Source organism: Palleronia sp. LCG004 (genome assembly GCF_032931615.1).
Taxonomy (GTDB): Bacteria; Pseudomonadota; Alphaproteobacteria; order Rhodobacterales; family Rhodobacteraceae; genus Palleronia.
This window is the reverse complement of the sequence record NZ_CP136759.1, coordinates 2,256,639-2,280,900: the sequence shown is the minus strand read 5'-3', so window position 1 is coordinate 2,280,900 and position 24,262 is coordinate 2,256,639. Positions and strand designations below refer to the sequence as shown.

The 24,262-nt window shown below is 63.5% G+C and carries 25 protein-coding genes and 2 tRNA genes; 11 read left to right on the top strand and 16 right to left on the bottom strand.

Annotated elements, in window-relative coordinates; genetic code table 11:
• Window positions 1-16: 16 nt before the first annotated feature.
• From RVY76_RS11170 to RVY76_RS11155, 4 genes are all read right to left on the bottom strand, one after another.
• Window positions 17-1,138: a DNA polymerase III subunit delta' gene (locus RVY76_RS11170; RefSeq protein WP_317374075.1), complete on the bottom strand. Its 1,122-nt coding sequence runs from the start codon at window positions 1,136-1,138 to the stop codon at window positions 17-19.
• Window positions 1,135-1,746 (bottom strand): dTMP kinase, encoded by a 612-nt coding sequence (gene tmk, locus RVY76_RS11165; RefSeq protein ID WP_317374073.1) that lies wholly within the window; start codon window positions 1,744-1,746, stop codon window positions 1,135-1,137. Before tmk ends, RVY76_RS11170 begins: the two co-directional genes overlap by 4 nt.
• Window positions 1,746-2,909: a D-alanyl-D-alanine carboxypeptidase family protein gene (locus tag RVY76_RS11160; protein ID WP_317374072.1), complete on the bottom strand. Its 1,164-nt coding sequence runs from the start codon at window positions 2,907-2,909 to the stop codon at window positions 1,746-1,748. Before RVY76_RS11160 ends, tmk begins: the two co-directional genes overlap by 1 nt.
• A gap of 114 nt (window positions 2,910-3,023) precedes the next feature.
• Complete coding sequence (locus RVY76_RS11155; RefSeq protein ID WP_317374071.1) at window positions 3,024-3,536, bottom strand: hypothetical protein; 513 nt, start codon at window positions 3,534-3,536, stop codon at window positions 3,024-3,026.
• Between the two features lie 163 nt (window positions 3,537-3,699).
• Between RVY76_RS11155 and RVY76_RS11150 the strand changes: the two genes are divergently transcribed.
• The 9 genes from RVY76_RS11150 (at window position 3,700) to RVY76_RS11110 (ending at window position 11,377) form a co-directional block, all read left to right on the top strand.
• Window positions 3,700-3,789 (top strand) — tRNA-Ser (locus RVY76_RS11150).
• A 150-nt stretch (window positions 3,790-3,939) separates the two neighbouring features.
• Window positions 3,940-5,127 (top strand): tyrosine-type recombinase/integrase, encoded by a 1,188-nt coding sequence (locus RVY76_RS11145; protein WP_317374069.1) that lies wholly within the window; start codon window positions 3,940-3,942, stop codon window positions 5,125-5,127.
• Window positions 5,127-6,224: a hypothetical protein gene (locus RVY76_RS11140; RefSeq protein WP_317374068.1), complete on the top strand. Its 1,098-nt coding sequence runs from the start codon at window positions 5,127-5,129 to the stop codon at window positions 6,222-6,224. Before RVY76_RS11145 ends, RVY76_RS11140 begins: the two co-directional genes overlap by 1 nt.
• 109 nt (window positions 6,225-6,333) lie before the next feature.
• On the top strand, window positions 6,334-6,567 hold the full coding sequence (locus tag RVY76_RS11135; protein WP_317374066.1) for a MerR family transcriptional regulator: 234 nt from the start codon (window positions 6,334-6,336) through the stop codon (window positions 6,565-6,567).
• A 183-nt stretch (window positions 6,568-6,750) separates the two neighbouring features.
• Window positions 6,751-7,089, top strand: a complete 339-nt coding sequence (locus RVY76_RS11130; RefSeq protein WP_317374064.1) for a hypothetical protein — start codon at window positions 6,751-6,753, stop codon at window positions 7,087-7,089.
• Entirely contained in the window at window positions 7,028-7,495 is a 468-nt protein-coding gene (locus tag RVY76_RS11125; RefSeq protein ID WP_317374063.1) for a helix-turn-helix domain-containing protein, read from the top strand. The genes RVY76_RS11130 and RVY76_RS11125 overlap by 62 nt, the downstream gene beginning before the upstream one ends.
• A gap of 813 nt (window positions 7,496-8,308) precedes the next feature.
• On the top strand, window positions 8,309-9,238 hold the full coding sequence (locus tag RVY76_RS11120; protein WP_317374062.1) for a hypothetical protein: 930 nt from the start codon (window positions 8,309-8,311) through the stop codon (window positions 9,236-9,238).
• Window positions 9,239-9,474: 236 nt separating this feature from the next.
• On the top strand, window positions 9,475-10,239 hold the full coding sequence (locus tag RVY76_RS11115) for a ParB/RepB/Spo0J family partition protein (RefSeq protein WP_317374060.1): 765 nt from the start codon (window positions 9,475-9,477) through the stop codon (window positions 10,237-10,239).
• Between the two features lie 583 nt (window positions 10,240-10,822).
• On the top strand, window positions 10,823-11,377 hold the full coding sequence (locus RVY76_RS11110; RefSeq protein ID WP_317374059.1) for a recombinase family protein: 555 nt from the start codon (window positions 10,823-10,825) through the stop codon (window positions 11,375-11,377).
• Between the two features lie 22 nt (window positions 11,378-11,399).
• Here RVY76_RS11110 and RVY76_RS11105 read toward each other — a convergent pair whose 3' ends face one another.
• The 4 genes from RVY76_RS11105 to dapF form a co-directional block, all read right to left on the bottom strand.
• Entirely contained in the window at window positions 11,400-12,692 is a 1,293-nt protein-coding gene (locus tag RVY76_RS11105) for a tyrosine-type recombinase/integrase (RefSeq protein WP_317374058.1), read from the bottom strand.
• A gap of 283 nt (window positions 12,693-12,975) precedes the next feature.
• On the bottom strand, window positions 12,976-13,578 hold the full coding sequence (locus RVY76_RS11100) for a glutathione S-transferase (protein ID WP_317374057.1): 603 nt from the start codon (window positions 13,576-13,578) through the stop codon (window positions 12,976-12,978).
• A gap of 27 nt (window positions 13,579-13,605) precedes the next feature.
• Entirely contained in the window at window positions 13,606-14,901 is a 1,296-nt protein-coding gene (mtaB, locus tag RVY76_RS11095; protein WP_317374055.1) for a tRNA (N(6)-L-threonylcarbamoyladenosine(37)-C(2))-methylthiotransferase MtaB, read from the bottom strand.
• On the bottom strand, window positions 14,898-15,728 hold the full coding sequence (dapF, locus tag RVY76_RS11090; protein ID WP_317374053.1) for a diaminopimelate epimerase: 831 nt from the start codon (window positions 15,726-15,728) through the stop codon (window positions 14,898-14,900). The genes mtaB and dapF overlap by 4 nt, the downstream gene beginning before the upstream one ends.
• Window positions 15,729-15,830: 102 nt before the next feature.
• On the opposite strand from dapF, the gene RVY76_RS11085 reads away from it, so the two are divergent.
• Window positions 15,831-15,906: transfer RNA gene (locus tag RVY76_RS11085), tRNA-Lys, on the top strand.
• 35 nt (window positions 15,907-15,941) lie between these two features.
• On the opposite strand, the gene RVY76_RS11080 is transcribed toward RVY76_RS11085, so the two are convergent.
• A complete protein-coding gene (locus RVY76_RS11080; protein ID WP_317374052.1) occupies window positions 15,942-16,814 on the bottom strand; it encodes a DMT family transporter in 873 nt (290 codons plus the stop codon).
• Window positions 16,814-17,380, bottom strand: a complete 567-nt coding sequence (gene pncA / locus RVY76_RS11075; protein WP_410796031.1) for a bifunctional nicotinamidase/pyrazinamidase — start codon at window positions 17,378-17,380, stop codon at window positions 16,814-16,816. Before pncA ends, RVY76_RS11080 begins: the two co-directional genes overlap by 1 nt.
• 143 nt (window positions 17,381-17,523) lie before the next feature.
• On the opposite strand from pncA, the gene RVY76_RS11070 reads away from it, so the two are divergent.
• Window positions 17,524-18,435 carry a rhodanese-related sulfurtransferase gene (locus RVY76_RS11070; protein WP_317374050.1) on the top strand — a complete coding sequence of 304 codons (912 nt, stop codon included), beginning with the start codon at window positions 17,524-17,526 and terminating at the stop codon, window positions 18,433-18,435.
• 64 nt (window positions 18,436-18,499) lie between these two features.
• Here the strand turns inward: RVY76_RS11070 and rnr are convergent, their stop codons facing one another.
• From rnr to RVY76_RS11040, 6 genes are all read right to left on the bottom strand, one after another.
• A complete protein-coding gene (rnr, locus tag RVY76_RS11065) occupies window positions 18,500-20,758 on the bottom strand; it encodes a ribonuclease R (protein WP_317374048.1) in 2,259 nt (752 codons plus the stop codon).
• Window positions 20,759-20,795: 37 nt separating this feature from the next.
• Window positions 20,796-21,215, bottom strand: a complete 420-nt coding sequence (locus tag RVY76_RS11060) for a GNAT family N-acetyltransferase (RefSeq protein WP_317374047.1) — start codon at window positions 21,213-21,215, stop codon at window positions 20,796-20,798.
• A complete protein-coding gene (gene dapE / locus RVY76_RS11055; RefSeq protein WP_317374045.1) occupies window positions 21,212-22,348 on the bottom strand; it encodes a succinyl-diaminopimelate desuccinylase in 1,137 nt (378 codons plus the stop codon). The genes RVY76_RS11060 and dapE overlap by 4 nt, the downstream gene beginning before the upstream one ends.
• Window positions 22,341-22,682: a hypothetical protein gene (locus tag RVY76_RS11050; protein ID WP_317374043.1), complete on the bottom strand. Its 342-nt coding sequence runs from the start codon at window positions 22,680-22,682 to the stop codon at window positions 22,341-22,343. Before RVY76_RS11050 ends, dapE begins: the two co-directional genes overlap by 8 nt.
• Window positions 22,683-22,775: 93 nt before the next feature.
• Window positions 22,776-23,030, bottom strand: coding sequence for a GlsB/YeaQ/YmgE family stress response membrane protein (locus RVY76_RS11045; RefSeq protein WP_317374042.1), 255 nt, complete (start codon window positions 23,028-23,030; stop codon window positions 22,776-22,778).
• An 86-nt stretch (window positions 23,031-23,116) separates the two neighbouring features.
• Window positions 23,117-24,148 (bottom strand): sodium:calcium antiporter, encoded by a 1,032-nt coding sequence (locus tag RVY76_RS11040; RefSeq protein WP_317374040.1) that lies wholly within the window; start codon window positions 24,146-24,148, stop codon window positions 23,117-23,119.
• Window positions 24,149-24,262 lie beyond the last annotated feature (114 nt).

Here is a 24,262-nt window from a genome sequence, read left to right as displayed (position 1 = left end):
CCCCGATGATCCGGACCTAACGCGAGAGGATGTCGCGGCCCGTGTCGTTGATGCTCGCCCCCGTATCGAGGATGAGGGCGGAGGGGTCAAGGTTGACCCGCCGCCCCTGATCGAGCCGGGCGATCGCGGCCTGATGAAGCGCCGCCCAGCGGCGCGCCGCCTCCACGTCGGGGGCGAGCCGCGCGAGGAGTTGCGCCTCGCCGCGCGCGGCCTCGGATTGGGGCGGGGCACCTGCGCCATGGCGGGCGAGCCGCGAGAGCATGAGTTCGATCAGCCGGACGAGGATATCCATCCGCGTCTGTCCCGCCGCGACCGTGATCCCGTTCGTCAACGAAAGGAGCGCCTGACGGTCCATGTCCGGGCAGCTCTCGAACAGCTTCACGAGACGCGCATAGGTCGCGGGGCCATCCTCGTTCAGAAGCCGGGCGGCCTCCCCCACCGACCCCGAGGCGAGTTCGGCAAGGACGAGCGCCGGAACCTCGGTCGAGAGGCCCGCCCGTTCGAGGGCCGAGGCCAGATCGTCGGGCGCGAGGGGCCGGCAGGCTAGCGTCCGGCACCGAGAGCGGATCGTCGGAAGCAGCGTCGCGGGCGCATGGCTGACGAGCAGGAAGGTCGTGAGCGCCGGAGGCTCCTCCAGCAGTTTGAGAAGTGCGTTCGCGGCCGGCACGTTCATCTGGTCGGCACTGTCGATCACGACGACCCGGCGTCCGCCATCCGCCGCGCTGAGATGCAGGAAATCCCTGAGCTTCCGGGACTGGTCCACCGTGATGTCGCGTCTGGGTGTGCCGGTCGACGGATTGACGCCCGGCCGCATGAGGAAGAGCCGCGGCTCGCCCAGGGCGGCGACGCGATGGACGACCGGATGATCCTCGGGCGTATCGAGGCTCGAAGCCGGCTCCGCCCCGAACATGCCGTCGGCCGCGGGTTGCGACAGCAGAAACCGCGCCATGCGCCAGGCGAGCGTGGCCTTGCCCACCCCGCGCGGCCCAGTGAGAAGCCACGCATGATGCAGCGTGTCCGAATTGTAGGCCGCGAGGAACGCCACCTCTGCCTCGGACTGGCCATAGAGGGCCCGGGTAAGGCGCGGATGCGCGACACCCTCGACCCGATCCGGTTCGTATTGCGTCTCCTCGCTCATGGCAGCGACGCGAGAATGCGGGCCGCGACCTCGTCCTCGGAAGCATCTCCGTCGATCACGGCGATGCGCTCGGGAAATTCCCGGGCGAGTGCGAGGAAGCCCGCGCGCATCTTCGCCTGAAGCTCTGTCCCGAAGCTCTCGAACCGCTCCTCGGGTCCTGCCCGCCCGAGCGCCCGGGCAAGGCCCCTTTCGGGATCCATGTCGATCAGGAAGGTGCGGTCCGGCTCGGTTCCGATCATCGCCTCGTGGAGCGCATCGACATGCGCGCGAAGATCCCCGCGCGACAGGCCTTGGTACATCCGCGTACTGTCGGCAAAGCGATCGCAGATCACGACGGCCCCGCGATCGAGCGCGGGCCGGATCGTGCGTTCCAGATGATCGCGTCGTGCCGCCGTGAAGAGCAGGAGCTCGGTCTCGGCCGACCAGCGATCAACCGTTCCTTCGAGCAGCAGGCGGCGGATCTCCTCGGCACCGGGCGATCCGCCGGGCTCGCGGGTGAGGATGATCTCGCGACCATGTCCGCGCAGGTGTTCGGCCAGACGGCGCGCCTGCGTGGACTTGCCGGATCCGTCGATACCCTCGAAACTCAGGAAAAGGCCGTCAGGCATCACTCCGCGCGGGCGGCGCCGGCGGCTCCGATCGCCTGGTCGAGCAGGACACCCGCCGCGGTCTTGAGCCGCGGCACGAAGCCCGCCGCCGCGACGGCGCGATCGGCCAGGAGCGGGATCTCGGAATCGGGCAGGCCATCCACCCGGATGACGAGCGACCCGAGTTCCTGACCATCCTCGATCGGAGCCTCGATCGGACCCGTGAAATGCGCCTCTGCGACGATGCTGTCCTGCGAGAGGGCGGGGACCAGCATCTTCGCGCCGTCGCGCGTCACCAATCCCACCTCGTTCGTCTGCCCGAGCCAGACATCCGCCGTCGCGACGGCCTGCCCCTGCGAGACGATCTGGCGCTCGACGAACTGGCGGAAGGCCCAGTTCACGATGCGCTCGGCTTCCTCGGCGCGTTCGTTGGTCGAGGAAAGTCCGCTGATGACGAAGACGATCCGACGATCCCCCTGGGCCGCCGACCCGACGAGACCGTATCCCGCCTCCTGCGTGTGCCCGGTCTTGAGCCCGTCGGCCCCGATGCCGAGCCCCAGAAGCGGATTTCGGTTGTTGTGATTGGCCGGAACCCGTCCGTCGAAGGCGAAACTCTCTTGCGAGAAATAGCCGTAATATTCGGGAAACTCGGTGATCAGATGCGTGGCCAGCACGCCCAGATCGTGCATCGACATGCGATGCCGGGGATCCGGCCAGCCGGAGGCGTTGGCGAAGGTCGACTGCGTCATGCCGATCTCCTGGCCGCGCTGCGTCATCATCGTCGCGAAGGCCTCCTCGCTTCCGGCAAGGCCCTCGGCCACCACCACGCAGGCATCGTTGCCCGATTGCACGATGATCCCCTGGATCAGTTCCTCGACCGTCGGACGGTCGGCCTCGGTCAGATACATGGACGATCCGCCGAGGGAGGTCGCGCGCGAGCTTACGCCGAACCGCGTATCCATGCTGACGCGTCCGTCGCGCAGCGCGTCGAACAGCATGTAGAGCGTCATGAGCTTCGACATGGAGGCGGGCGGAAGCGGCACGTCGGACTGCTTTTCCATCAGCACCGTTTCGGTTCCGACGTCATAGACGTAGGCCGAGCTGGCGCTCGTATCGAATTGCGCCTGCGCCGATCCGGCCGTCGCCACGGCCAGGATCGCCAGAGCCAGTCTCATGATCGTCATCTGAGCGTCCCCTTGGTCCTCGTCTCGGTCCCGACCCTATGGCCTATCGCCGCGCTGAGGAAGAGGCATCCCCCACCCAGCGCGCCATCACATTCGCGAGACATCCGTCTTGTCTCAGCTCCCCTCGACCTCTTCGGCGGGCGCGTCCGCGATGTCGTCCGGCGCGCCTTCCGGCCTGTCCCCGGCGGGTGCCGGGCGCAATGCCGTCACGTCGAGCGTCGCGGGCGCACCTGCCAGCATCCCGAGTTCCGCGGCCGCATCGCTGCTGACCTGCAGGACGGGCCCGGGGATCTCTCGTTCGCGCCGGAAAAGCGCGCCGGTCGTCACGCTGCCGGTCTCGACGTTGCGGATGATCACCCGTTCCGGCGTGTCGACATCGGGATGCGCGACCCAGATCCCGCCGAGCGACGGCCGGCCGTCCCAGAGGCCCTCCGCGCGCGCCTGAAAGACTTCGGGTGCCTCCACGTCCGGCCCGCTGGCGGCGGCAGGCGTGGTCGGGATCTCCGTGCCGTCACGCGCCGCCCGGCCGTCGCGATCCGCAGACCCGCCGACGCAGCCTGCGAGCATCAGCACCGATCCGATCGTCGCGGCCCGCAGGATCGGGCGGCACATCTCCCGCTTGGACATCTTGGCTCCTTCGATTGTCCGGGGCCGCGTCGAGGCGGAAAGCCTCCGCCGCGACCCGGTCTCGCCCGCGACCATAACGCCGGCCACAGGTACTGAAAAGATCCGCTGCCCCGCCGCCAAGCGCCCTTCCAAAATCCCGCCGCACGCGCTAGCACGCCCGCACGGAGGAGTGGCAGAGTGGTCTATTGCACCGGTCTTGAAAACCGACGTGCGTGAATGCGCACCGTGGGTTCGAATCCCACCTCCTCCGCCACTGACCAATTTTCCCCAATATCATATGGCAGTCTACACCGGCCTAACCCACAGTTTTCTTTAGGGATATGCCCTGTTTCGGGTTTTGTTCGCTTTCATTCGTTTTGTCTGCTACGCTTTCCTTGTGTGGTACGGAATGTGGTAGGGACGTATGGCGGCGCTGGGCGGAAAGCTGACGAAACGGCTGGTGGAGAATCACGGGCCAGGACGGCACGGCGATGGCGCGGGCCTCTATCTGGTAGTGGACCCCTCCGGCGCGCGGCGCTGGATCGTGCGTGTCACCATCAAAGGGCAGAAGAATCGCGCGGGCGCACCGCTCCGAACAGACTTTGGCTTGGGCGGCGCTGATGTCGTCACCCTGAACCAAGCCCGCGAGCGGGCGCTCGAATATCGTCGCATGGCAAAGCGGGGCCTCAATCCCCGTTTCAACGCTCAGATGGACGTTCCCACGTTCGAGGAACTGGCGCGTCAGGTCCATATTGACCGCCTTCCCACGTGGAAGAACCCCAAGCACGGCGATCAATGGCTGAATACCCTTCGGGATTATGCATTCCCCAAGATCGGGCGGATGCCGGTGGACAGTATCGGGCAACCCGAAATCCTGATGTGCCTGTCCCCCATCTGGACCACGAAGCATGAAACGGCCAAGCGGCTGGCCCAGCGCCTCAAGGCGGTTCTGGACGTGGCGCGGTCCAAGGGCCTCCGGTCGGGGGAGAACCCCGTCACGGCAGTCAAGGAAGCCCACGTGCTGCCAAAAGTAAGGGTCCGGGCGCAGCACCATGATGCGATGCCCTACGCGGACGTTCCCGCGTTCTACGCCGAACTAGGCGCGCGCACGGCCACGGCGGCGCGGGCGCTTCAATTCACCATCCTGACCGCCTGTCGCACGTCCGAGGTTCTAGGCATGACGTGGGACGAGGTGGATCTTGAAGCGCGTCTCTGGACCATACCGGGCGCGCGAATGAAGGGCGGCGTTCAGCACCGCGTTCCCCTAACGGACGAGATGCTAGCAATCTTGCGCGAGATGCGGGCCACGGCGTCGGATTACGTGTTTGAGGGCCAGAAGCGGCACAAGCCCCTGTCGAACATGTCCATGCTAATGCTGATGCGCCGCATGGGACGCGATGCCTTCACCGTCCACGGCTTCCGTAGCAGCTTTCGGGATTGGGCGTCCGAGGTGGCGAACGCGCCGCGCGAGGTCGCGGAAGCAGCGCTAGCGCATCAGGTTGGAACAGATGTGGAGCGTGCTTATGCGCGGTCGGACCTACTGGAGCGTAGACGGGTCACTATGGATGCTTGGTCGAGGCTGTTCTCGAAAAACAACAATAGGGAGGTGTGATGGATCAGTTTACTCCAGAGGAAACCGAAAGACTAAATAAGATTCTATCTGATGAACTTAACCCGTTCTTGAATGGGGAAGCTGGAGGCTTTTCGGTTCAGCTCGGCAAGACGACACAGGAATGGTTGTTCCGAACTCATATGAATCTTCCTCCTCGCGCTAAGGATGAACTGCAAAACGTTCTTTCCGAAAACGTTGCCAACAGCGTTCGAGTGCGTGAACTAAGCGAATATCTGGATAGAAATCAGGTTTATTCTGCCCCTCAGTGGTGGGAATTGGAGTTTTTCGATTTCAACCGTCACGAGTTGTGGCAATTTATTGTTCAGCAATGCCGGAATAACTTCGACCATGAAAGTTTACGAGAGTATTTCGATATTCTGATTGAGAGAGCTGTTGAGCTTAATTGGGCTTTGCGCGTAGTTCGTGCAGCCAAGCTAAATTCAACTCACTTCTCGCAAGAGGAAGTTGCTAAGGCATTTAAGATTGTAGATCAGAGCTACCCACTCGATTTTGTGGATTATGAAGAAGTCCCAAAAAAGTCTAGAAGCCCATATGATCTGCTTCAAGAACTTATCGCTCATAAGTTATCAGACCTTGAGTCCGTATTTTCAAAGCAGTGGTTCGAATTCAAAATTCTAGATGAATTGTCGGCTTTTGAAAGTTTTGTCCAGGACGGGCAGCGAGACAGCCCTTTATCTAAGCAATTGGCCGGTCAAATTAGAATGTACATGTTTGGCCGTGCTATGGGGCTAGGTAGAATGGTTGAGCATTACCGATGGAAGTTCAGTTACGAAGCTGCAGCTTTAAAAGGTATCCGTTCCGCAAAAGCAAATTATCTACGCGGCAAGAAAGGTGCTGATGCTTCCGGTCGAGCGAAAAAAGAGAACCTTGATTGTTTGATGCAAGAGCTGGAGGCACTTGCCGATGTCTATCCGCAGATGAGTGAGGAAGCAATTTTCAAGCAGGCCTACGCTAACGCTAGCGCTGTTCGAAGAATGCCCAAGTCTCAAAAGACTAAAGATACGTACGGGATAATTATTCGCTCCGAAGAGCAATACAAGTCTCGGTATGACGCGATTTTCCGAAAAAAGGCTTGAGCGTTTTCCGGATTTCGGAAACTGCTTAAGCGCAAGAATGTCGCTCGTGACAAGCGGTGAAACCCCGCGGTAATTTGGAGGCATCAGAAGCAACCGAGGATCGACCGGCATGGGCGACGAAACAAAACGTGCTGCCAGTGATATACTGGACAGCGACCGAATTTTCTTTCCCGAAGATTCCGAAATGCGTATTTTTGGCAGCGTCGAAAAACTCGCACAATGGCGGCACCGCAATCGCGGCCCCGCATTCATCCGCATCGGGCGGCGTATTGGCTACCACGGTACTGACCTGAACGCCTATCTGCGCGCCCAGCGCACTGACCCTAACTCCGAGGCCGCGTAATGAAAAACCCCAACTCCGCAGGCGGGGTCGGGGCTTTCCGAGTGACATCAACTGCCACCGTGACAAGTCCAGTTGATGACATATCGGGCAGGGTCTCGGCAAGTCCAAAGGAACGCCGCTTCCGTTGGTGCAACCTTAGCAATTCCATACAGCCCGTCATCCTTGACAGAGGACGTATCGCCCATGTCTGAACACTGGCACAGCAACCCAACCCAGATCTACTGGACCTGTCACGCGCTGCTACAAGGGCGCACAATCACCCATCTGGACGAGATTGGAGAGGTGCGCGGCTGGCGCTTGGGCGCAATCGTTCACCGGCTCCGCGCGTCCTACGGCTGGCCCATCACGACCGATTACGTGGGGCCTGAGCGGATCGCGCACTACCGCCTGTCCAAAGCCTGCCACGTGGTCGCATTGCGTTTCCCGCGCTCGGCCCAGCCATTGCGCCGAAAGGTCATGGATGGCGCGCTGGGCGGCGCTCTGGGCGGTAAACCCGCGCACGGGCGCACTGCCCATGGGTAGAGCAAGGAAGCATCGGGAGGGGCAATACGCGCCCCTCCCATACGCCCTACTGAAGAGTGACGCATGGCGCAGCCTGTCGGGCGCAGCCGTCCGTGTCTTTCTCGAACTCCACACCCGCTACAACGGATCGAACAACGGTAACGTTAGGCTGTCGTTTGCGGAGGCGGGCCGCGCGCTGGGTATAGGAAAGGCAACCGTCCAGCGCGCGTATGACGAGCTGATCGACAAGGGACTGTTGAGGCTGGAATCTGAGGGCAACTGGTATCATAGGAAAGCCCACGAATGGCGGCTGACGACCAAGCCGGTCCAGAAGATTAAAGGCCAGGAACCCGCGTCGAACGAGTGGCGCAACTACCGTCTGCCAAAAACAGAACGCGGTTCTGGAATGGACCAGAACGCGGGCTGACGGTTCCGTATCAGAACCGATGCGTTCTACTTGGTTCCAAAATAGAACCTGTGGGGGCGCTTTCGGGAAATCGCATCGGTTCTGGATCGGAACACTTATAGATACCACTCCCCATGCGTCAGCGTTCGTGGTCCACGATCCATTTTCAAGCGGGACCGAACCCCGGCGCACTTGATGGTTTGCGGTCGGACGATGACGGCCGCCATGCGCCGCTTCATAACGGTGTTTAACGGACCCTCGCACGCGCGCGCGTAGTGGACCGAAAATCGGCGCAGCACTTGTTGGCTTGAGCAACCGAATTACTGCGTTAGCAGATACGCGGCATGGGGCGTCGGTCCCCTTCAGGCGTCGGTCTCGCAGATTGTCACGCCCCCCCCCGGGCAACGCGAGATGCATCATCGCAACCTTTTTGCTGGGACCCTTGGTGACGGCTAGAGTAGAGGTGGACCGACCGGCGTTGAGCGCGATGCTTGCCTGCGCCCATGGCCCGCCAAGCTGCCGCCAATCTCGGCGCGGCGTGGTATTTTTTGTGGTATGATTTTGAAATTGGTTGAAATTAATCAACCTCGTCAGATGTCTAGCGGAAAGGTGCGGAGGACACCTCCTCCGCCAAATCTCAATTCGAGAATAAATTCGTTATAATTTAATGACTTATGAGATTTGTCGGTCGACCTTCCACACACGAGTTCCACACACGTTGATCCCATGGTGTTAGCGTCATGCTTGCGCAGCTGAGTGTAGTTGACCAAGCGAGCTTCGAAGTCTTTGATGTTCCTCTGGCCGGTTTCTAAGACGATTCAGTAGGAGCAACTGATGTCTTTACCCGACACGAGCAACATTTCTACTTGGCTTACAGCGATCCTGCAGTCTGGCATAGCTGCCGCCATCGCGATTGCAGTGTTGGTGCTCTTTCGAGACAGCATCGGAAAGCACTTTGCAGCACGTATCAACCTTAGAGCATCCGCCGAGCTTGAGGAGGTCAAGGCGAAACTCAAAGCAATCGAGATGCGGCACACAGCCGAGCAGCAAGAGCTTATAGAGCAGCGGGCATTTTTTCGCCGGGAACTTGCGACTTCACGACGCGAAAGGAACGCGGCGCTTCAAGAAAAAAAGGTAGAAGTGGCCGAGGAACTGGTGGCGACTTTCGAACACTTGAACGGTATGGGCGTCTGCATAGAGATGCTGAAGATTATTAAGTACGAAGAGCTGATCGCGGACGCGGGCCTAGATGAAACTGCGAAGCTATTCGCGCTGCTGTCCAAGTCTGCGGCGGTCGATGAATGGTTGAATAGACACAAAGACAGGGCAAGAGGAAAATTCAGGCGAGATGTGTTCTTACCCGAAGAGGTGGTGCAGAATGTCGAGGCTTATGAGATGGTAGTGGTTTACGCGGTCACCCTCATTAATTTTATGGCTAACTCCATAGATCCTAGGGATTTTTTCAGCTTCGGCTCGATACGTGGTAAAATTCTGCAAGTGCTTCCGGAAGCTCAGAAGGGTTTTGACGAGTTCGGTGATAAGTGGGCCTTTTACTGCGCTGACCTTTGTCTTGAACGAGCGATGAAAGCGCTTAGAAGCTCTTTGTGGGGAGCCGAGAGCGACGTCGCTATGCAACGGGACGTCGAGTACGTCCTTCAGGCATCTGCAACCGCAGATACGCACCGTATGTACAGTACTCTGTCTGGCCTTGGATTTCCAACGGAGCATCTTCGCGCCAGTGGGCAAACAGATGATAGGGACTAAAAGGACCCACCATTGCAGGGAGAACCGTGAGGATGACGTGGTGGTGACGGCCACCGCACAATGCCAAGGCGTCCTCAGTCTCTCTCTTGCTGGTCCTGAGTGCGTCCTCGGGGTTGCCCTCCGGGGTAACCTCGGGGCGGCCAAGTGAGCCGCTGAGGTATGCAACCTCAGGCATGTCATCCTGCATAGGGCACTGGACCGGCGAACCACCCTGAACAGATACCGGACCAGCAGAAATGACCACTGTAGAACAAAGGCTTACGCGGCCAACCAAGCGCACTGTGAAGCTGAGTGAAATCCATGCTCGCCCGGATGAATTTCAGTATCGCGACAATGAGTACGAGAACCACCACGTTGAGGAGATTGCGGAAGCGATCCGGCGGAAAGGGAGCGTCGACAGGGTCGACCTGTGGCGAGACGCGAAGAACGGCAAGCTTGTAGTAGTTGACGGCCACCACCGGCGTCAGGCGTACAAACGGGCAGGCGTGAACAAGGTGCCCGCTATAGTCTGGGAAGGATCAGCGGAGGCGGCACGGCTTCATGCGCTTCGGGAGAACGCGAAGGCTCGCCTTCCTATGACTGCAACCGAGAAGAACAACGCGACGTGGCGGTTGGCGTGCCAGACTGATTGCAGCGGCGCGTATACTTACAGCAAGAGGGTGCTGGTCGAGAGCACAGGAGCAGCGGACGGCACCGTCGGGAACATGCGGCGCTCACGGAGGCGACTGCTGGAGGCGGATAAGCCGTTACCTGAGACTTGGTGGGGAGCCTTAGCAGCGCTGAAGGACTTAGCCGGAAAAGAGCTTACCGACGACGACCGGGATGCCATGGTCGAGGAACGCGCACGAAGGCTAGATGACAGAGTCGGAAAGGACATCGGCAACATGGCGGAGATCCAGATCGAGGCTGTCATCAAGATGCTTGAGAAGCGCCTTGGACAGAAGACACGCATCCTTGCCGACTGGTGGCGCGAGGACGCTGTAGAGGGTTGGCCCTACTGAGCCCGCAGGTCCTCATGGGACCCACGGAGGTTTTCACCACAGAAATCTGAGCGCCTTATTTCATAAGCGGCGGAGAGCACGTTCCCCCATCGCCTTTTCCGGGGGTGGCCGGGGCACTGTAGCTGCCCCGACTCCTGTTGTGATGGCTCTTTAAGCCCAGTGGCAACCGCGAACGATCCCGAAGTTGCCGTTCCTGTTAGGTCTACGCCAGCGAGCCACAGGCATGGCAGCAAGCAACGCGAGGGCAGCCGAATAGCTGGCCACCTTGTCCTCGCGCCCCTTCGCGCCGATCCGGAAGAGGCCGTCCTTGTAGCGGCAAGAGTGATCGAAGGTGCTACCATCGCGGGAATAGGGAAGCATACTAGTCTCCTTAATCAGCTTCTAACTAAGGATATAGCGGCAGCGACTGCGGGATGCGCTCGATTGTCCGCGAACCGTTAGTCGGCATACGACATGCCTTTGGGGCTTGCTCTTGTGACAGGGTTGTTTCCCGCTGCCACAGACTGACACAAGAGTGGGTTTGACATTATGGCATGGTATCTGCCATTAGGTCTTAGATACTTATGACAGAAGGACGACTACCATGAAGATCGGATACGCCCGAACCTCGACCCTTGATCAGAAAGCGGGACTGGACGCCCAGCGCCGGGAGTTGGAGGCGGCAGGATGCGAGAGGATCTTTGCTGAACAAGTCTCCTCGGTGGACACAGCGAAGCGCGACAGGCTGGCTGAAGCTCTGGACTACGTGCGGGAGGGAGACACACTTGCCGTGTTGAAACTCGACAGGCTGGCCCGCTCGACAGCGCACCTGCTAGAAATCACTGCCGCGCTCGAAGCCAAGGGTGCCGCACTTCACGTGCTCGACCTGAACCTTGACACGAAGACGCCGACCGGCCGTCTGATGCTGACGATGCTGGGCGGCATCGCTCAGTTCGAGCGGGAGATTATGCTGGAGCGGCAACGCGAAGGCATCGCGAAGGCGAAGGCTGACGGGAAGTACAAGGGCAGAGCGCCGACTGCCCGGGCGAAGGCTGACGACATGCGCCGCCTGAGCGATGCAGGGCGCACGAGGAAGGAGATCGCCGACGAGCTGGGGGTTTCCGAGCGGAGCGTCTACAGGGTCCTCAGTGACGCTTAGAGGGGCGCAAGCGGCGCACGCTTCATTCCGCCCCTTTCCACAACTCCGCATGAGAGTTATCCGGCAAGGGGTAGCTGAGAGCTTCTAGTGCTTGTCGCTTCGTCTCAAATGGAACCCCGCCAGAGTAAAGGCCGTAAGTCATGGTCTTGAGGTCGTGGCCAACAATCCTCGCGCTGACAGTTTCGGGGATACCTGCGGCATCAAGCTGAGTGGCAACAGTCTTCCGCAGCGAGTGGTATACGTGGGTCTTGTCGAAGCCCATCTTCGTCTTCAAGCGACCGAAGCGTTTGCCGACCGCGTTGGATCTGTCTTGGTATTTATTGAAGGTCAGACCTGAGAGCACGAAGCCGTCAGAGCTGCTATCGCACAAGTACCTTATTGCTGGTAGCAGCTGAGAGTGGATTGGCACCTCTCGCAATCCTGCTTCGGACTTTGCGTCGCTGACGGTGAAGCGGTCCCCGGAAACGTCGGAAACGCGAAGGGCACATAGTTCCTCAATTCTACAGCCCGTCCACATACCAAGCCAGATCAGGAAGCCAAGGTCGCGATCACCCTGTTCCACCGCAGCGAAGAGTAGAGCAACGACAGCCGAAGCGGAGAACGTCTGGCGTTTGTCCGCGGCTGTGGACTTGCTGCTTCTCTTTCGGTTCGGCACCACCTTGTGGAATGGATCAACGTCGTCTCTGACAACATCGAGGCGCTGCAGGTAATCCCAGTATCCCCGTGCGGCTGAGACTATCCGGCGGACGGTAGCGAGCTTGAGGCCGTCTTCGTTCTGCAGGTCGTGAACCCATCGCTGAACGTGTTTTCGCTGAACACTCTTGGTCAGCTTGAACCTTCCCGCGAAACGCTTGAGGTCTGACCGTTTCATGTCGATGGTCTTCGGCTCGTTCTCTAGTGTCGTCAGCCAGTCTTCTACGTTCTCACTCGTTTCGAGCCACTGCCGCGTCGCCAGTTTGTAGAGCGCCTTCCCAGCCCCCTGACGTTCCTGCTCGGCAGCTTCCGCCTTATCTTGAAGGATCATTGCGTACGCATCTCTCTGCTCGCCATGCGGCGTAGTGTCGAAGAGATCACGCCAATCCAGTGCAGCCTCTCGAAGATGCTGTAACGGCGCAGTATCGCCGGTGCGGGCAGCCTCAATCTCCGCCTTCCATCGAATAATCAGCAATGGACAGCGGCGCTCCGCTTCGGTCTGGCTTTCCGTCTTCAAGCTCTCGACGAAACGAGGCTTTCCGCCGAAATGCGAGCGGAGATCCTTTGGAATATCAAGGGTCGCATACCAGCGACGTCGACGCTTCTGAATATACTTGGCCAAGGCGCTTCCACACACAGTTCCCACACACATTTGCCATCGCCATCGCTATGCAATCAAGGGGAAAAGGAAGTTGAGGCGCGGGGGCGGAATATCCCACCTCCTCCGCCATCTTCATCGGAACAACGCATGGCAGCGCAGGGCTTGCCGCGGGCGTGATGCGCTTTCCCGGCCCGATCGGCCTTGATCTGGGTCGCAGAGTCGGTGCCGTCGGTCACGCACTGCCGGATCCCGGTCGGACACGATGCGTCCCGCAAACCGTCGGAGCCGAGCAGGGCGGTCGGCGTCACTCCGGGCGGGTTGCCTTGAACGACGGGCGTTCGGCGCGACGTTCTGACCAGGCGGCGAGGTTCGGGCGGGTCGCGCGCCAGTTGCGGCTTGCGTGTCGGAAATCGAGATGGCCGAGCGCGCAGGCCACCGCGACCTGACCCATGTCGAGACGCCCCGAAAGATGGCTCATCCAGCGTTCCTCGATCGCGTCGAGCGCCCGGCCGATCTTGGACCATTGGGCATCGACCCAAGGCTCGTGGCGCTTTTCCTCGGGCCGCGTGCGCCCCTCGTAGACCATGAGAACGCTCGCATCCATGATCCCGTCGGCCAGTGCCTCGAGCGTCAGCGTCTCCCAGAGCCGTGCGTCTGGATAGAGGCCCGTCCCGAACCGCTCGTCGAGATACCGGGTGATGACGCGGCTGTCGAACAGGGCGGGGCCGTCCGGCCGGGTCAGCGTCGGGATCTTGCCCAGCGGCGCGATGGAGCTGTGTCCCGCATCGGGGGCGAGCGGTGTCATGCTCACCTGGCGAAGCGTGACCGCGTCGAGCTTGTCGGCCTCGTGCAGGAGGACCATCACCTTGCGCACGAAGGGCGATGCCTGACTGTAGAAGAGTTCCATCGCGTCCTCCGGGTCCGGGTTCTGCGCTTACTCTAGCGGCTTGCCGTCGGGGGGAAAGCCCCGATCTCGGACCGCGAGGAGATGTGCGTCGCGATGCCCGGCGATCCGCGCCGACACGATGTCCCCGACCGGGCGGTTGGCGTCGAAGCGCACCTCGGCGAATTGCGCGGTGCGGCCCATGCGGGCGCTCTCCATCAGGACCTGGTGCGTCACGCCCGTCTGGGCCGCGAGATGACGCTCGACCGCCCGGTCTCCCGCCGCGCGGAGCCGCGCCGCACGCTCCTTGATCGTCGCGCCGTCGATGGCGGGCATGCGGGCGGCGGGCGTGCCCTCGCGCGCGGAATAGGGAAAGACGTGCAGCCATGTCAGGTCGCAGTCATCGACGAGCGCGAGGCTGTCCTCGAAATGGGCCTCGGTCTCGGTCGGGAAGCCCGCGATGATGTCCGCGCCGAAGGTCATGTCGGGGCGGAGCCTGCGCGCTTCCTCGCAGAAGGCGATGGCGTCGCCGCGCAGGTGCCGCCGCTTCATCCGCTTCAGGATGAGGTCCGAGCCGTGCTGGAGCGACAGGTGGAGATGCGGCATCAGCCGCTCTTCCTCGGCGATCGCGGTCATCAGCGCCGGGTCGGCCTCGATCGAATCGATCGAACTGATCCTGAGGCGCGACAGGTCCGGGACCAGCTTCAGGATTCGCCTCACGAGATCCCCGAGCCGCGGATGCCCCGGCAGATCCGCCCCCCACGAGGTGAGATCGACACCCGTCAGCACCACCTCGGCATAGCCATGCGCGGCAAGGCGCGCGATCTGCTCGACCACGACGCCCGCGGGGACGGATCGCGAATTGCCGCGCCCATAGGGGATGATACAGAAGGTGCATCGGTGGTCGCAGCCGTTCTGCACCTGGACATAGGCGCGGCTTCGGGTGCCGAACCCGTCGATGAGATGCCCGGCCGTCTCGGTCACCGACATGATGTCGTCGACCTGCACCCGCTCGGTCGTGCCGATGAGGTCGGGGGCGAGGCCGGACCATGTTTCGGGGCGCATCTTCTCCGCGTTGCCGATGACGCGGGTGACCTCGGGCATGGCGGCGAAGCGCTCGGCTTCGGTCTGTGCGGCGCAGCCCGTCACGATGAGAGGCACGCCCGGATTCTCGCGCGCGAGGCGGCGGATATCCTTGCGGGCCTTGCGCACCGCCTCGGCCGTGACGGCGCAGGTGTTGACGACGACCGCGTCCTCGAGCCCCGCCTCGCGGGCGAGGGCCTTCATCGCCTCGGTCTCGTAGGCATTCAGCCGGCAGCCATGGTTCGAGAAGACAGGCGCGTTCATGTCACTGCTCCGATCCAGGCGGCGCGGATCACGCCATCGGCGACATGGGCCGTCGGCCCGGTCATCCAGACGCCGTCCTCGCGCCAGTCGATGACGATCCGCCCGCCATCGAGGTCGATCGCGACCCGCCGACCCGTGAGCCCGCGTCGTGCCGAGGCGACCGCGACCGCGCAGGAGGAGGAGCCGGAGGCCAGCGTGACGCCCACGCCACGCTCCCAGACGCGCATCCGCAGGTGATCGGGCCCGACGAGATGCGCGACCTGGACGTTGGTGCGTTCCGGAAAGAGCGGGTGATGTTCGTATTCGGCTCCGATGGCCCCGAGGTCCACGGCCTCGGCATCCTCGACGAAGAAGGTGCAATGGGGGTTGCCCATGCCGGTCGCCACCGGGTCGCCGGGCAAGGGCAGCCTGTCGGTGTCGACGGCCTCGGCCAGCGGAATCTCCCGCCAGTCGAGAAGCGGCGGACCCATGTTGACGGCTGTCAACTTTTCGCCCGCGTCGCGTGCCACGAGATCTCCGCGATCGGTCCTGAGAGTGACCTCCGAGCGGCCCTCCTCGATCAGATAGCGCGCGATGCAGCGCGTGGCGTTGCCGCAGGCCCCCGAAAGCGTCCCGTCGGCATTCCAGAAGACGAGCCGCGCATCCACGCCGTCCTCGGCCTCGATCGTTGCGAGCTGGTCGAAGCCGATCCCGCGATGCCGGTCGCCGAGCGCGCGCGCAAGGCGTGCATCGACGGCCCGTCCGCCGGAACGTCGGTCGATGACAACGAAATCGTTGCCGAGCCCGTGCATCTTCATGAAGGGCAGGTCGGAGGACGGCTTTTTCATGGCTCGCCCTATAATCCTCCCGGAGGCCGCTGAAAAGCGAAGCGTGACGAGACAGTTTTTCGCTTGACGGTCCAGAAAGGCGGCTTTAGTCACCCGCCTCGTGAGCCTGTAGCTCAGTTGGTAGAGCAACTGACTTTTAATCAGTAGGTCCAGGGTTCGAACCCCTGCGGGCTCACCATTCCACCCCCCTTCGAAGACCGGTCCCGGATCGCATCACACGCGTGATCGCGGTCGCGACAACTGAACCGCCAGAATGCCGAGCATGATGATCGCGACACCGAACAGATCGAGCGCGCTCACATCCTCGTCGAGCAGGGCTGCCGCCATCGCCGCGCCGAGGAACGGTGTCAGGAAGTGGAACGTCGCCGCCCGGACCGGTCCGATCTGACGCACCAGGACGAACCAGACGAACGTGGCGGCCAGACCGGGAACGAGGGTGGTATAGACGAAGGCCACGACCAGCGAGGTCGACCAGTTCACCTCCCACGGCTCGAAGACGAGGCCAGCGATGGCCAGGGCCGCGGCTCCCACCAGCATCTGCAGGCCCACGACCATCAGGACGTTGCCGCCCGAGGACGCCCCCCGGAGCGACAGCGTCGCCACCGTCAGGGCCATCACGGCCAGCACCGAGAGCCCGAGGCCGCCCGGATCGACGCCGCCGGAGATGCGGCTTCCCATGATGATCGTGACGCCCGTGAACCCGGCCAGGAGGCCCAGCACCGTCGCGGGGCGCAGACGCTCGCCCAGGGCCGCCCAGCCGAAGAGCGCGACCCAGATCGGCATGGTACTGGCCATGATGGAGGCGAGCCCGGCATCGATGGTGCGCATCGCCATGAAATTCAGGCCCAGATAGAGCGCGTTCTGGCAGAGACCGAAAAGGATCGTCAGCCGCCATTGCCGGCGGTCGAGCCGCCAGCCCTGTCCCATCGCCCCCGCGATCGCGACGGCGAGGATGCCCGAGATGGCAAAGCGCAGCGCCAGCGCCGTCAGGGGCGGCGCATCGGCCACGATGAACTTGGCGGAAGTGAAGCCCGACGCCCACATCGCCGCGAAGGCGATGCTGAGGACGATCGAGCGGGCATCCATCAGGCGATCGCCACGCCCGCGCGCCGCATCGCGTCCATCGAAGCCTCCCGCGACCCGTCGAGATCGATCGCGGCGCTCAGTTCCTCGCGCAGGGTGACCTCGAAGCCGAGCCGCGCCCCGTCGAGCGCCGACGAGTTCACGCAGAAATCGAGCGCGAGGCCCACCATCGTCACCTTCGAGATGCCCCGTGTCCTGAGATACCCTTCAAGGCCGGTGGGCGTCTCGTGGTCGTTTTCGAAAAAGGCCGAATAGCTGTCGATCGCCGGGTTGAACCCCTTGCGGACGATCAGGTCGCCATCTGTCCTGAGGTCCGGATGGAACGCTGCCCCGTGAGAGCCCTGGATGCAATGATCGGGCCAGAGGATCTGCAGGCCGTAGGGCATCTCGACCGTTTCCATCGGATCGCGTCCCGGATGCGAGGACGCGAAGGAGGAATGGCCGGCCGGATGCCAGTCCTGCGTCAGGATCACGGTCGCGAACTCGTCCATCGCCGCGTTGATGCGCGGGACGAGCGCGTCTCCGCCCGGCACGGCGAGCGCGCCTCCGGGGCAGAAATCGTTCTGCATGTCGATGACCAGCAATGCGTGCGATCTGTCCTTCACCGTGTCCGTTCCTCCGGTTGCGTGCTCTGGCCAATTGGGCCGGCGGCAGGCGGCAAGTCAACCGGCCGGGCTTGTGACGCCGCCGGCCGGGGCGTATCACCCGCCCGATGTTCGTCGTTGCCGCCTTCTACGCCTTCGCACCCCTTCGCGATCCCGACGCGCTGCGTGCACCGCTGCGCGATCTGGCCGCGTGCCATGGCGTCAGGGGGTCGATCCTCGTCGCATCCGAAGGCGTCAACGGAACCATCGCGGGCCCCCGCGCGGGCATCGAGGCGACGCTTGCCCATATCCGCGACTGGCCCGGCTGCGCCGATCTCGACTGGAAGGAGAGCGCCGCCGCCGAGATGCCCTTCGGCCGGCTCAAGGTCCGCCTCAAGCGCGAGATCGTGACGATGGGGGTGCCGGTCGATCCCGACATGGCGGGCCATTACGTCGATCCGTCCGAGTGGAACGCGCTGATCGCCGCGCCGGACGTCGCGGTGATCGACACGCGCAATGCCTACGAGGTCGCGATGGGCAGCTTCGAGGGGGCCGTCGATCCGGGCACCGCGGCCTTCGGCGACTTTCCCGCCTGGTGGCGGGCCAACCGCGACCGCTACGCGGGCAAGCGGATCGCGATGTTCTGCACCGGGGGGATCCGCTGCGAAAAGGCGACCGCCTATCTCCGGTCCGAGGGGGTCGAGGATGTCTCGCACCTCAAGGGCGGCATCCTCAAGTACCTCGAAGAGGTGCCGGAGAGGGAGAGCCGCTGGCGGGGCGAATGCTTCGTCTTCGACGGCCGCGTCACGGTCGGCCACGGGCTCGCCCCCGGTACGGCCACGATCTGCCATGCCTGCCGCCGCCCCCTGGGCCCCGAGGATCGCGCGCATCCGCTTTTCGAGGAGGGGGCGCGTTGCGCGCATTGCGCTGAGGAATACACCGAGGCTCAGCGGGCCCGTTTCCGCGAACGCCACCGTCAGGTCGAACTCGCCCGGGCCCGCGGCAAGGACCATCTCGGCCCCGCCGCCGCGGAGGACTGATCGGCCCCTCTTTGCTTTCTGAAATACGCATGGCCGGACGCGGGCTCGCCCGCGTGACGGCGGCCTAGCGCCGTGTCCGCTTGACCTTGCGCTTGGCTTTCTCGGCCTTGGCCTTCGACTTGCCCTTCGCGCGTTTGGGCGGGCCGCGGCGGGGCGGCTTTCCGCCGCCACGCGGAAGGGGGTCGCCCTCGATCGCCAGCAATTCGAGCATCAGGCCGCCCGTCACCGGCACCGCCTCGGCGAGGCGCACGGTCACCCGCTGACCGGCCGCGAGGGTGAGGCCGCTATCGGCCCCCATCAGCGTGTGCGCCTCCGGGTCGAAGACATAGAATTCCCGCCCGATCGAACGCACGGGCACGAGGCCGTCGGCACCCGTCTCGTCGAGCTTGACGAAGAGCCCGAATTTCTGAACGCCCGAGATCCGCCCGCCCATCTCGGATCCGACTCGTTCGGAAAGATAGGCCGCGAGGTAGCGGTCGGTCGTGTCGCGCTCGGCCACCATCGACCGCCGCTCGGTATCGCTGATCTGCTTGGCCGTCTCCTCCAGCCGCTCGACCTCGTCGGGATCGAGCCCGTCATCGCCCCAGCCATGCGCCGAGATCAGCGCGCGATGCACCACGAGGTCGGCATAGCGCCGGATGGGCGAGGTGAAATGCGCGTAGTTCCTGAGCGCGAGGCCGAAATGGCCGTAATTCTCGGGGCTGTAATAGGCCTGCGTCATCGAGCGCAGCGTGCTCATGTTGATGAGCTCGGAGAATTCGCCATCCGCCGCCTGCGCGAGAAGGCGGTTGAGATGCCGGGTCTGCAGGACCTGTCCCTTGGCAAGCGAGAAGCCCGCCGCCTGCGCGACCTCGCGCAGCGAATCCATCTTTTCGGGGCTCGGCTCTTCGTGGACGCGGTAGAGGAGGGGCGACTTGCGCTTTCCGAGTTCCTCGGCGGCGGCGACATTGGCGAGGACCATGAATTCCTCGATGAGCTTGTGCGCATCGAGTCGGTCGCGGAACTCGACGCTGGTCACGCGGCCCTCGGGCGACAGCACGATCTGCCGTTCGGGCAGGTCGAGATCCAGCGGCTGGCGACGCTCTCGCGCGGATTTGAGCGCGTGATAGGCCGCGTAGAGCGGGTCGATCACGCCCTCCATGAGGGGCGCGACCCTGTCGGACGGTGCCCCGTCGCGGCCGGCCTGAACCTCCTCGTAGCTGAGCGAGGCGGGCGAGCGCATCAGACCGCGCCTGAAGGCATGTCCGATCTTGGTGCCCTCGGCGTCGAGCACCATCCGCACGGCAAGACAGGCCCGGTCCGCCCCCTCGTGAAGCGAGCAGAGATCGCCCGACAGCGCCTCGGGGAGCATCGGCACGACACGGTCGGGGAAATAGGTCGAGTTACCGCGCAGCCGCGCCTCGCGGTCGAGCGCGGATCCCGGGCGCACGTAATGCGCGACATCGGCGATCGCGACCCAGACGACATGGCCGCCGGGGTTTTTCGGATCTGGATCGGGCTCGGCGAAGCAGGCATCGTCGTGGTCGCGCGCGTCGCTCGGGTCGATGGTGACGAGGGGCAGGTGCCGCAGATCCTCGCGGCCCTTAAGGCCCACGGGTTCGGCGGCCTCGGCCTCGGCGATGACTTCGTCCGGGAAGTCGTCGGGAATGCCGTGCTGATGGATCGCGATGAGCGAGACCGCGCGCGGTGCGCTCGGGTCGCCGAGGCGCGCGACGATGCGGGCGCGCGGCAGACCCATCCGGCCCGGAGGTCCGGCCTGTTCCGCCTCGACGAGCTCGCCCTCCTCGGCACCGCCCGCATCGCGGGGGCCCACCATCCACTCGCGGTCCTGACCCTTGTCGATCGGGACGATACGCCCGCCTTCGGAGCCTGCCCGGAAGATCCCGAGCATCCGGCGCGTGCCGCGGTCGATCTTGCGAATGAGCCGCCCTTCGTAGCGGTGATCCTCGGCCCGGACCTCCTGCAGACGCAGGAGCACCCTGTCGCCCGCGCCGACCGCCGGATCCGCATCGCGCGAGACGATCAGGATACGCGGCTCCGGCCCGTCGCCATGCCATTCGAGCGGCCGCGCGAAGAGGTCGCCGTCGCGGTCGGGCGCGCCCACCTCGCAGACCGAGACCGGAGGCAGCGCTTCGGGGTCGCGGTACGATTTGCCGCGCTTTCGCAGATGGCCCTCATCCTCGAGCTCGCGCAGGAGGCGCTTGAGGTCGATGCGGTCCGCGCCCTTGATGCCGAAGGCGCGCGCGATGTCGCGCTTCGCCGTCTGCGTGGGGTTTTCCGAGATCCAGTCGAGGATCTGTCGCTTGCTGGGTATCTGAGCCATGCCTTCCGCTATCACGGGGCGGGGCCGGGCAACAGGGTCAGAGGGGGCGCGTCATCTCGCGATGGGGAATGCCCGCATCGTCGTAGACCTCACCCTCGGCCACGAAGCCCAGCGTCCGGTAGAAGTCGAGCGCGTGGACCTGCGCGCCGAGCGCGGCATCCGACATGCCCCGATCGCGCGCGACGTCGAGCGCGTGTTCGACGAGCTGCCGGCCGATCCCCTTGCCCCGATGGGCGTGCAGGACGCAGATGCGGCCGATCCGCATCGTCTTGCCCAGCGAAAGCAGGCGCGCGGTGCCGACCGGCACACCGTCGAGCGAGGCCAGAAGATGCACCGCCTCGCCGTCGAGATCGTCCCATTCCTCCGCCTCGGCAATGCGCTGCTCTTCGATGAAGACGGCACGGCGCAGCGCGTGACAGAGCGCGATGTCCTCGGTCACGCCGATATCTGCCGTCATCGTGCGTACGCGTCCAGGATGCGGGAATAGATCGCCTTCAGCGTCCGGATGTCGTCGATGGATGCGTATTCGTCGACCTGATGCATCGTCCGACCCACCAGCCCCACCTCGACCACGGGGCAATGCGCGCGGATATGGCGCGCATCCGACGTGCCGCCGCTGGTCGACAGGATCGGCGAAATACCGGTCTCGGCCTCGACCGCGCGGGCGATGAGGCGCGAGAAGTCGCCTTCCTCGGTGACGAAGCTTTCGCCCGAGACCTTGGTTTCGGTCGAGAATTCGACATCGGTCGCCCGGGTGACGGCCGCGATTTCGTCCGCGATCCATTCCGACAGGTCGGAGGAGCGATGCGCGTCGTTGAAGCGGATGTTCGCCATCGCGCGGCATTGGCCGGGAATGACGTTGTTGGCCGCGTTCCCGGTATCGAAGCCGGTGACCTGCACGCTCGTCGGATCGAAAAGGTCGGAGGCATCGGGCAGGTCGAAGGCGATCAGACGATCGAGCAGCGCCACCATCGCGTGGATCGGGTTGCGTGCGTTCTGCGGATAGGCCGAATGGCCCTGCCGGCCCGTGGCGGTAAGCCAGACGGTCATGGAGCCCCGGCGACCGACCTTGATCATCTCGCCCATCGTCTCGGGACAGGTGGGTTCGCCCACGATGCAGGCATCCATGCGTGCGCCCGTCCGGTCCATCCAGTCGAGGATGGCGGGCGTGCCATGGATTCCGTCACCTTCCTCGTCCCCGGTGATGGCAATGGCGATGGAGCCCGGTCTGCCCGCCCCGGCATGTTCGATCGCGGCGGCGACGAAGGCCGCCACGCCCGATTTCATGTCGCAGGCTCCGCGTCCGTAGACGAGGCCATCCGACATTTCGGCACCGAACGGATCGTGCGTCCAGGCTGCGGGATCGCCCACCGGAACGACATCCGTATGTCCGTTGAAGCCGAGGATCTTTCCGCCCCGGTCCCAGATCGCATGAAGGTTGGCGATGCCCCCCTGGTCGATGCGGGTACAGACGAAACCGGCATCATCGAGAAGGCGATGCAGGAGATCGATCGCGCCGCCTTCGACGGGCGTGACCGACGGGCAGCGGATGAGTTCTGCCGTAAGTTCGACGGGATCGATCTCAGCCATTCCCGCCCTTTGCCTTTGCATCGTCGAAGAAGGGGGTCATCTGCGCCACGATGACGGCGTTCTCGGACCGGGCACGCTCCATCAGGGCGCGTTCCTCGTCGTCGATCTCGTGGCCTTCGGCGAGCCTGTCCTCGACCGTGCCGTACCCCGTGACGTCAAGCGGTGACATCTCGGCCTGCTTGAGGAGTGCGACGGTCTCGCGCACGGCCTCGGCCTCGTCGATGCCGGAGGCATAGCACATGAGTGCCGCCCCCGTCGCGCCGTCGGGCAGACCGTCGCCCGGCGCGCGACCGACTTCGACAACCAGTGTGTAGACGAATTGCGAACGTGCCATGCGCGCCTGCTTCGATGGAAAGTCGTGTGGTGTCAACAAGAAGGCCGCGCCCGGTGAGGGCGCGGCCAATCAAAGGATCCCGTAGATCGAGGGTCAGGCGCGTCCGCGCACCATCCGTACGATCCAGATCAGGATGCAGGCCCCGATGAAACCGGCGACCAGGTAGCCGATGCTGAAGCTTGCGCCGGCAGCATAAAGACCCAGCAGGGTTCCGAAGATGAAGTTGAACAGGATCGCGCCGATAATACCGACGATGATGTTCATCAGAAGTCCCATGTTGGACTTCATGAATTGCTCTGCCAACCAGCCAGCGAGGCCCCCGACGATGATAGCTGCAAGCCAGCCCATGGAATTTCCTTTCGTGTCTATAGGTCCGCCAAAACGCGGAGAGGTCTCCAGAGAACGTCGCCCGGTCCTCTCGGTTCCGTGACCCGCTATGCAAAAACCTCGACGCAGAGCGCGGTGAGATAGATGCCGATCATCAGCACGGATTCGATGCCGATGCGGCCCGGTCCCTCGCGCTGGCGGAGGATGAGGCCTGCAAGCAGGATCGCCGTCATCAGCAGGCCGGTTCCGAGCCAGTAGAGGTCGTTGCCTTCGATCGCGTGATAGAGCGAGCCGTCGCGATAGGCGACGTCGGAGGCCACGAGGAAGAGCGTGTCGAACGTGTTGCCGCCGATGATCCCGCCCACTGCCAGTTGCAGCGCCCCTCGGCGCACGGCGACGAGCGTGGTGACAAGCTCCGGCAGCGAGGTCACGACCGCGGTGATGAGCGACCCCACGAGGCTCGAGGCGAGGCCGAAGCGCGAGATGAAACTGCCGCCGATCTGGCTGATGACCCAGCCGCCGAGCCCCATCATCGCGACAAGTCCCGCAAAGACGAGCGCGGGCTTCATCGCCGATTTCGACGGATCGCTGTCTTCCTCGGGTTCGTCGTTGCGGGTGTCGGAGGTCTGGACCGGCTTCCACATCGGGGTTTCGCTCACGTCCGAAGCGAGCTTGGTCCCGGCGATATAGGCGAGGAACAGTGCGACCGATGCCGGATGCACGCCGAAATAGGCGATCTCGGGGCCGGCGATGGCGCAGATCGGCAGGCTCAGCAGGATGATGAGCATGACGGCCTGGAACAGGTTCGCGGGTTCCGCCGCGGCGTGTTCCAGATTGGCACGCTTGTGCAGGATATCGGCCAGCGCGAGGAACACGGTCTGCGCGGCGATCCCGCCGACGGCGTTCGAGAAAGCGAAACTTGCATCGCCCCCGGCCGCGGCATCGACCGAGACGACGACCCCGGCGAGCGATGTGGCCCCGCCAAGGATCAGTCCACCGGCCATCGCTTCGCCCATCCGGGTGCGGTCGGCGATGATGTCGGCGAGATGCGTGGCCTTGATCGACGCTCCGACGACCACGAGGGCCGCCGCGGCGAAGATCGCAAGCACCCATACGAGGGGCAGGGTGTCTAAATTCATGAAGTCAGATCGGTCATTGCGCAGCGGCAACGACGCGCAAAGCGATTTGGTTCACATCGCTTTGCGGCGGAGCGGTCGAAGGATGAGACGAGATCGCCGCTTCCTTGCGAAAGC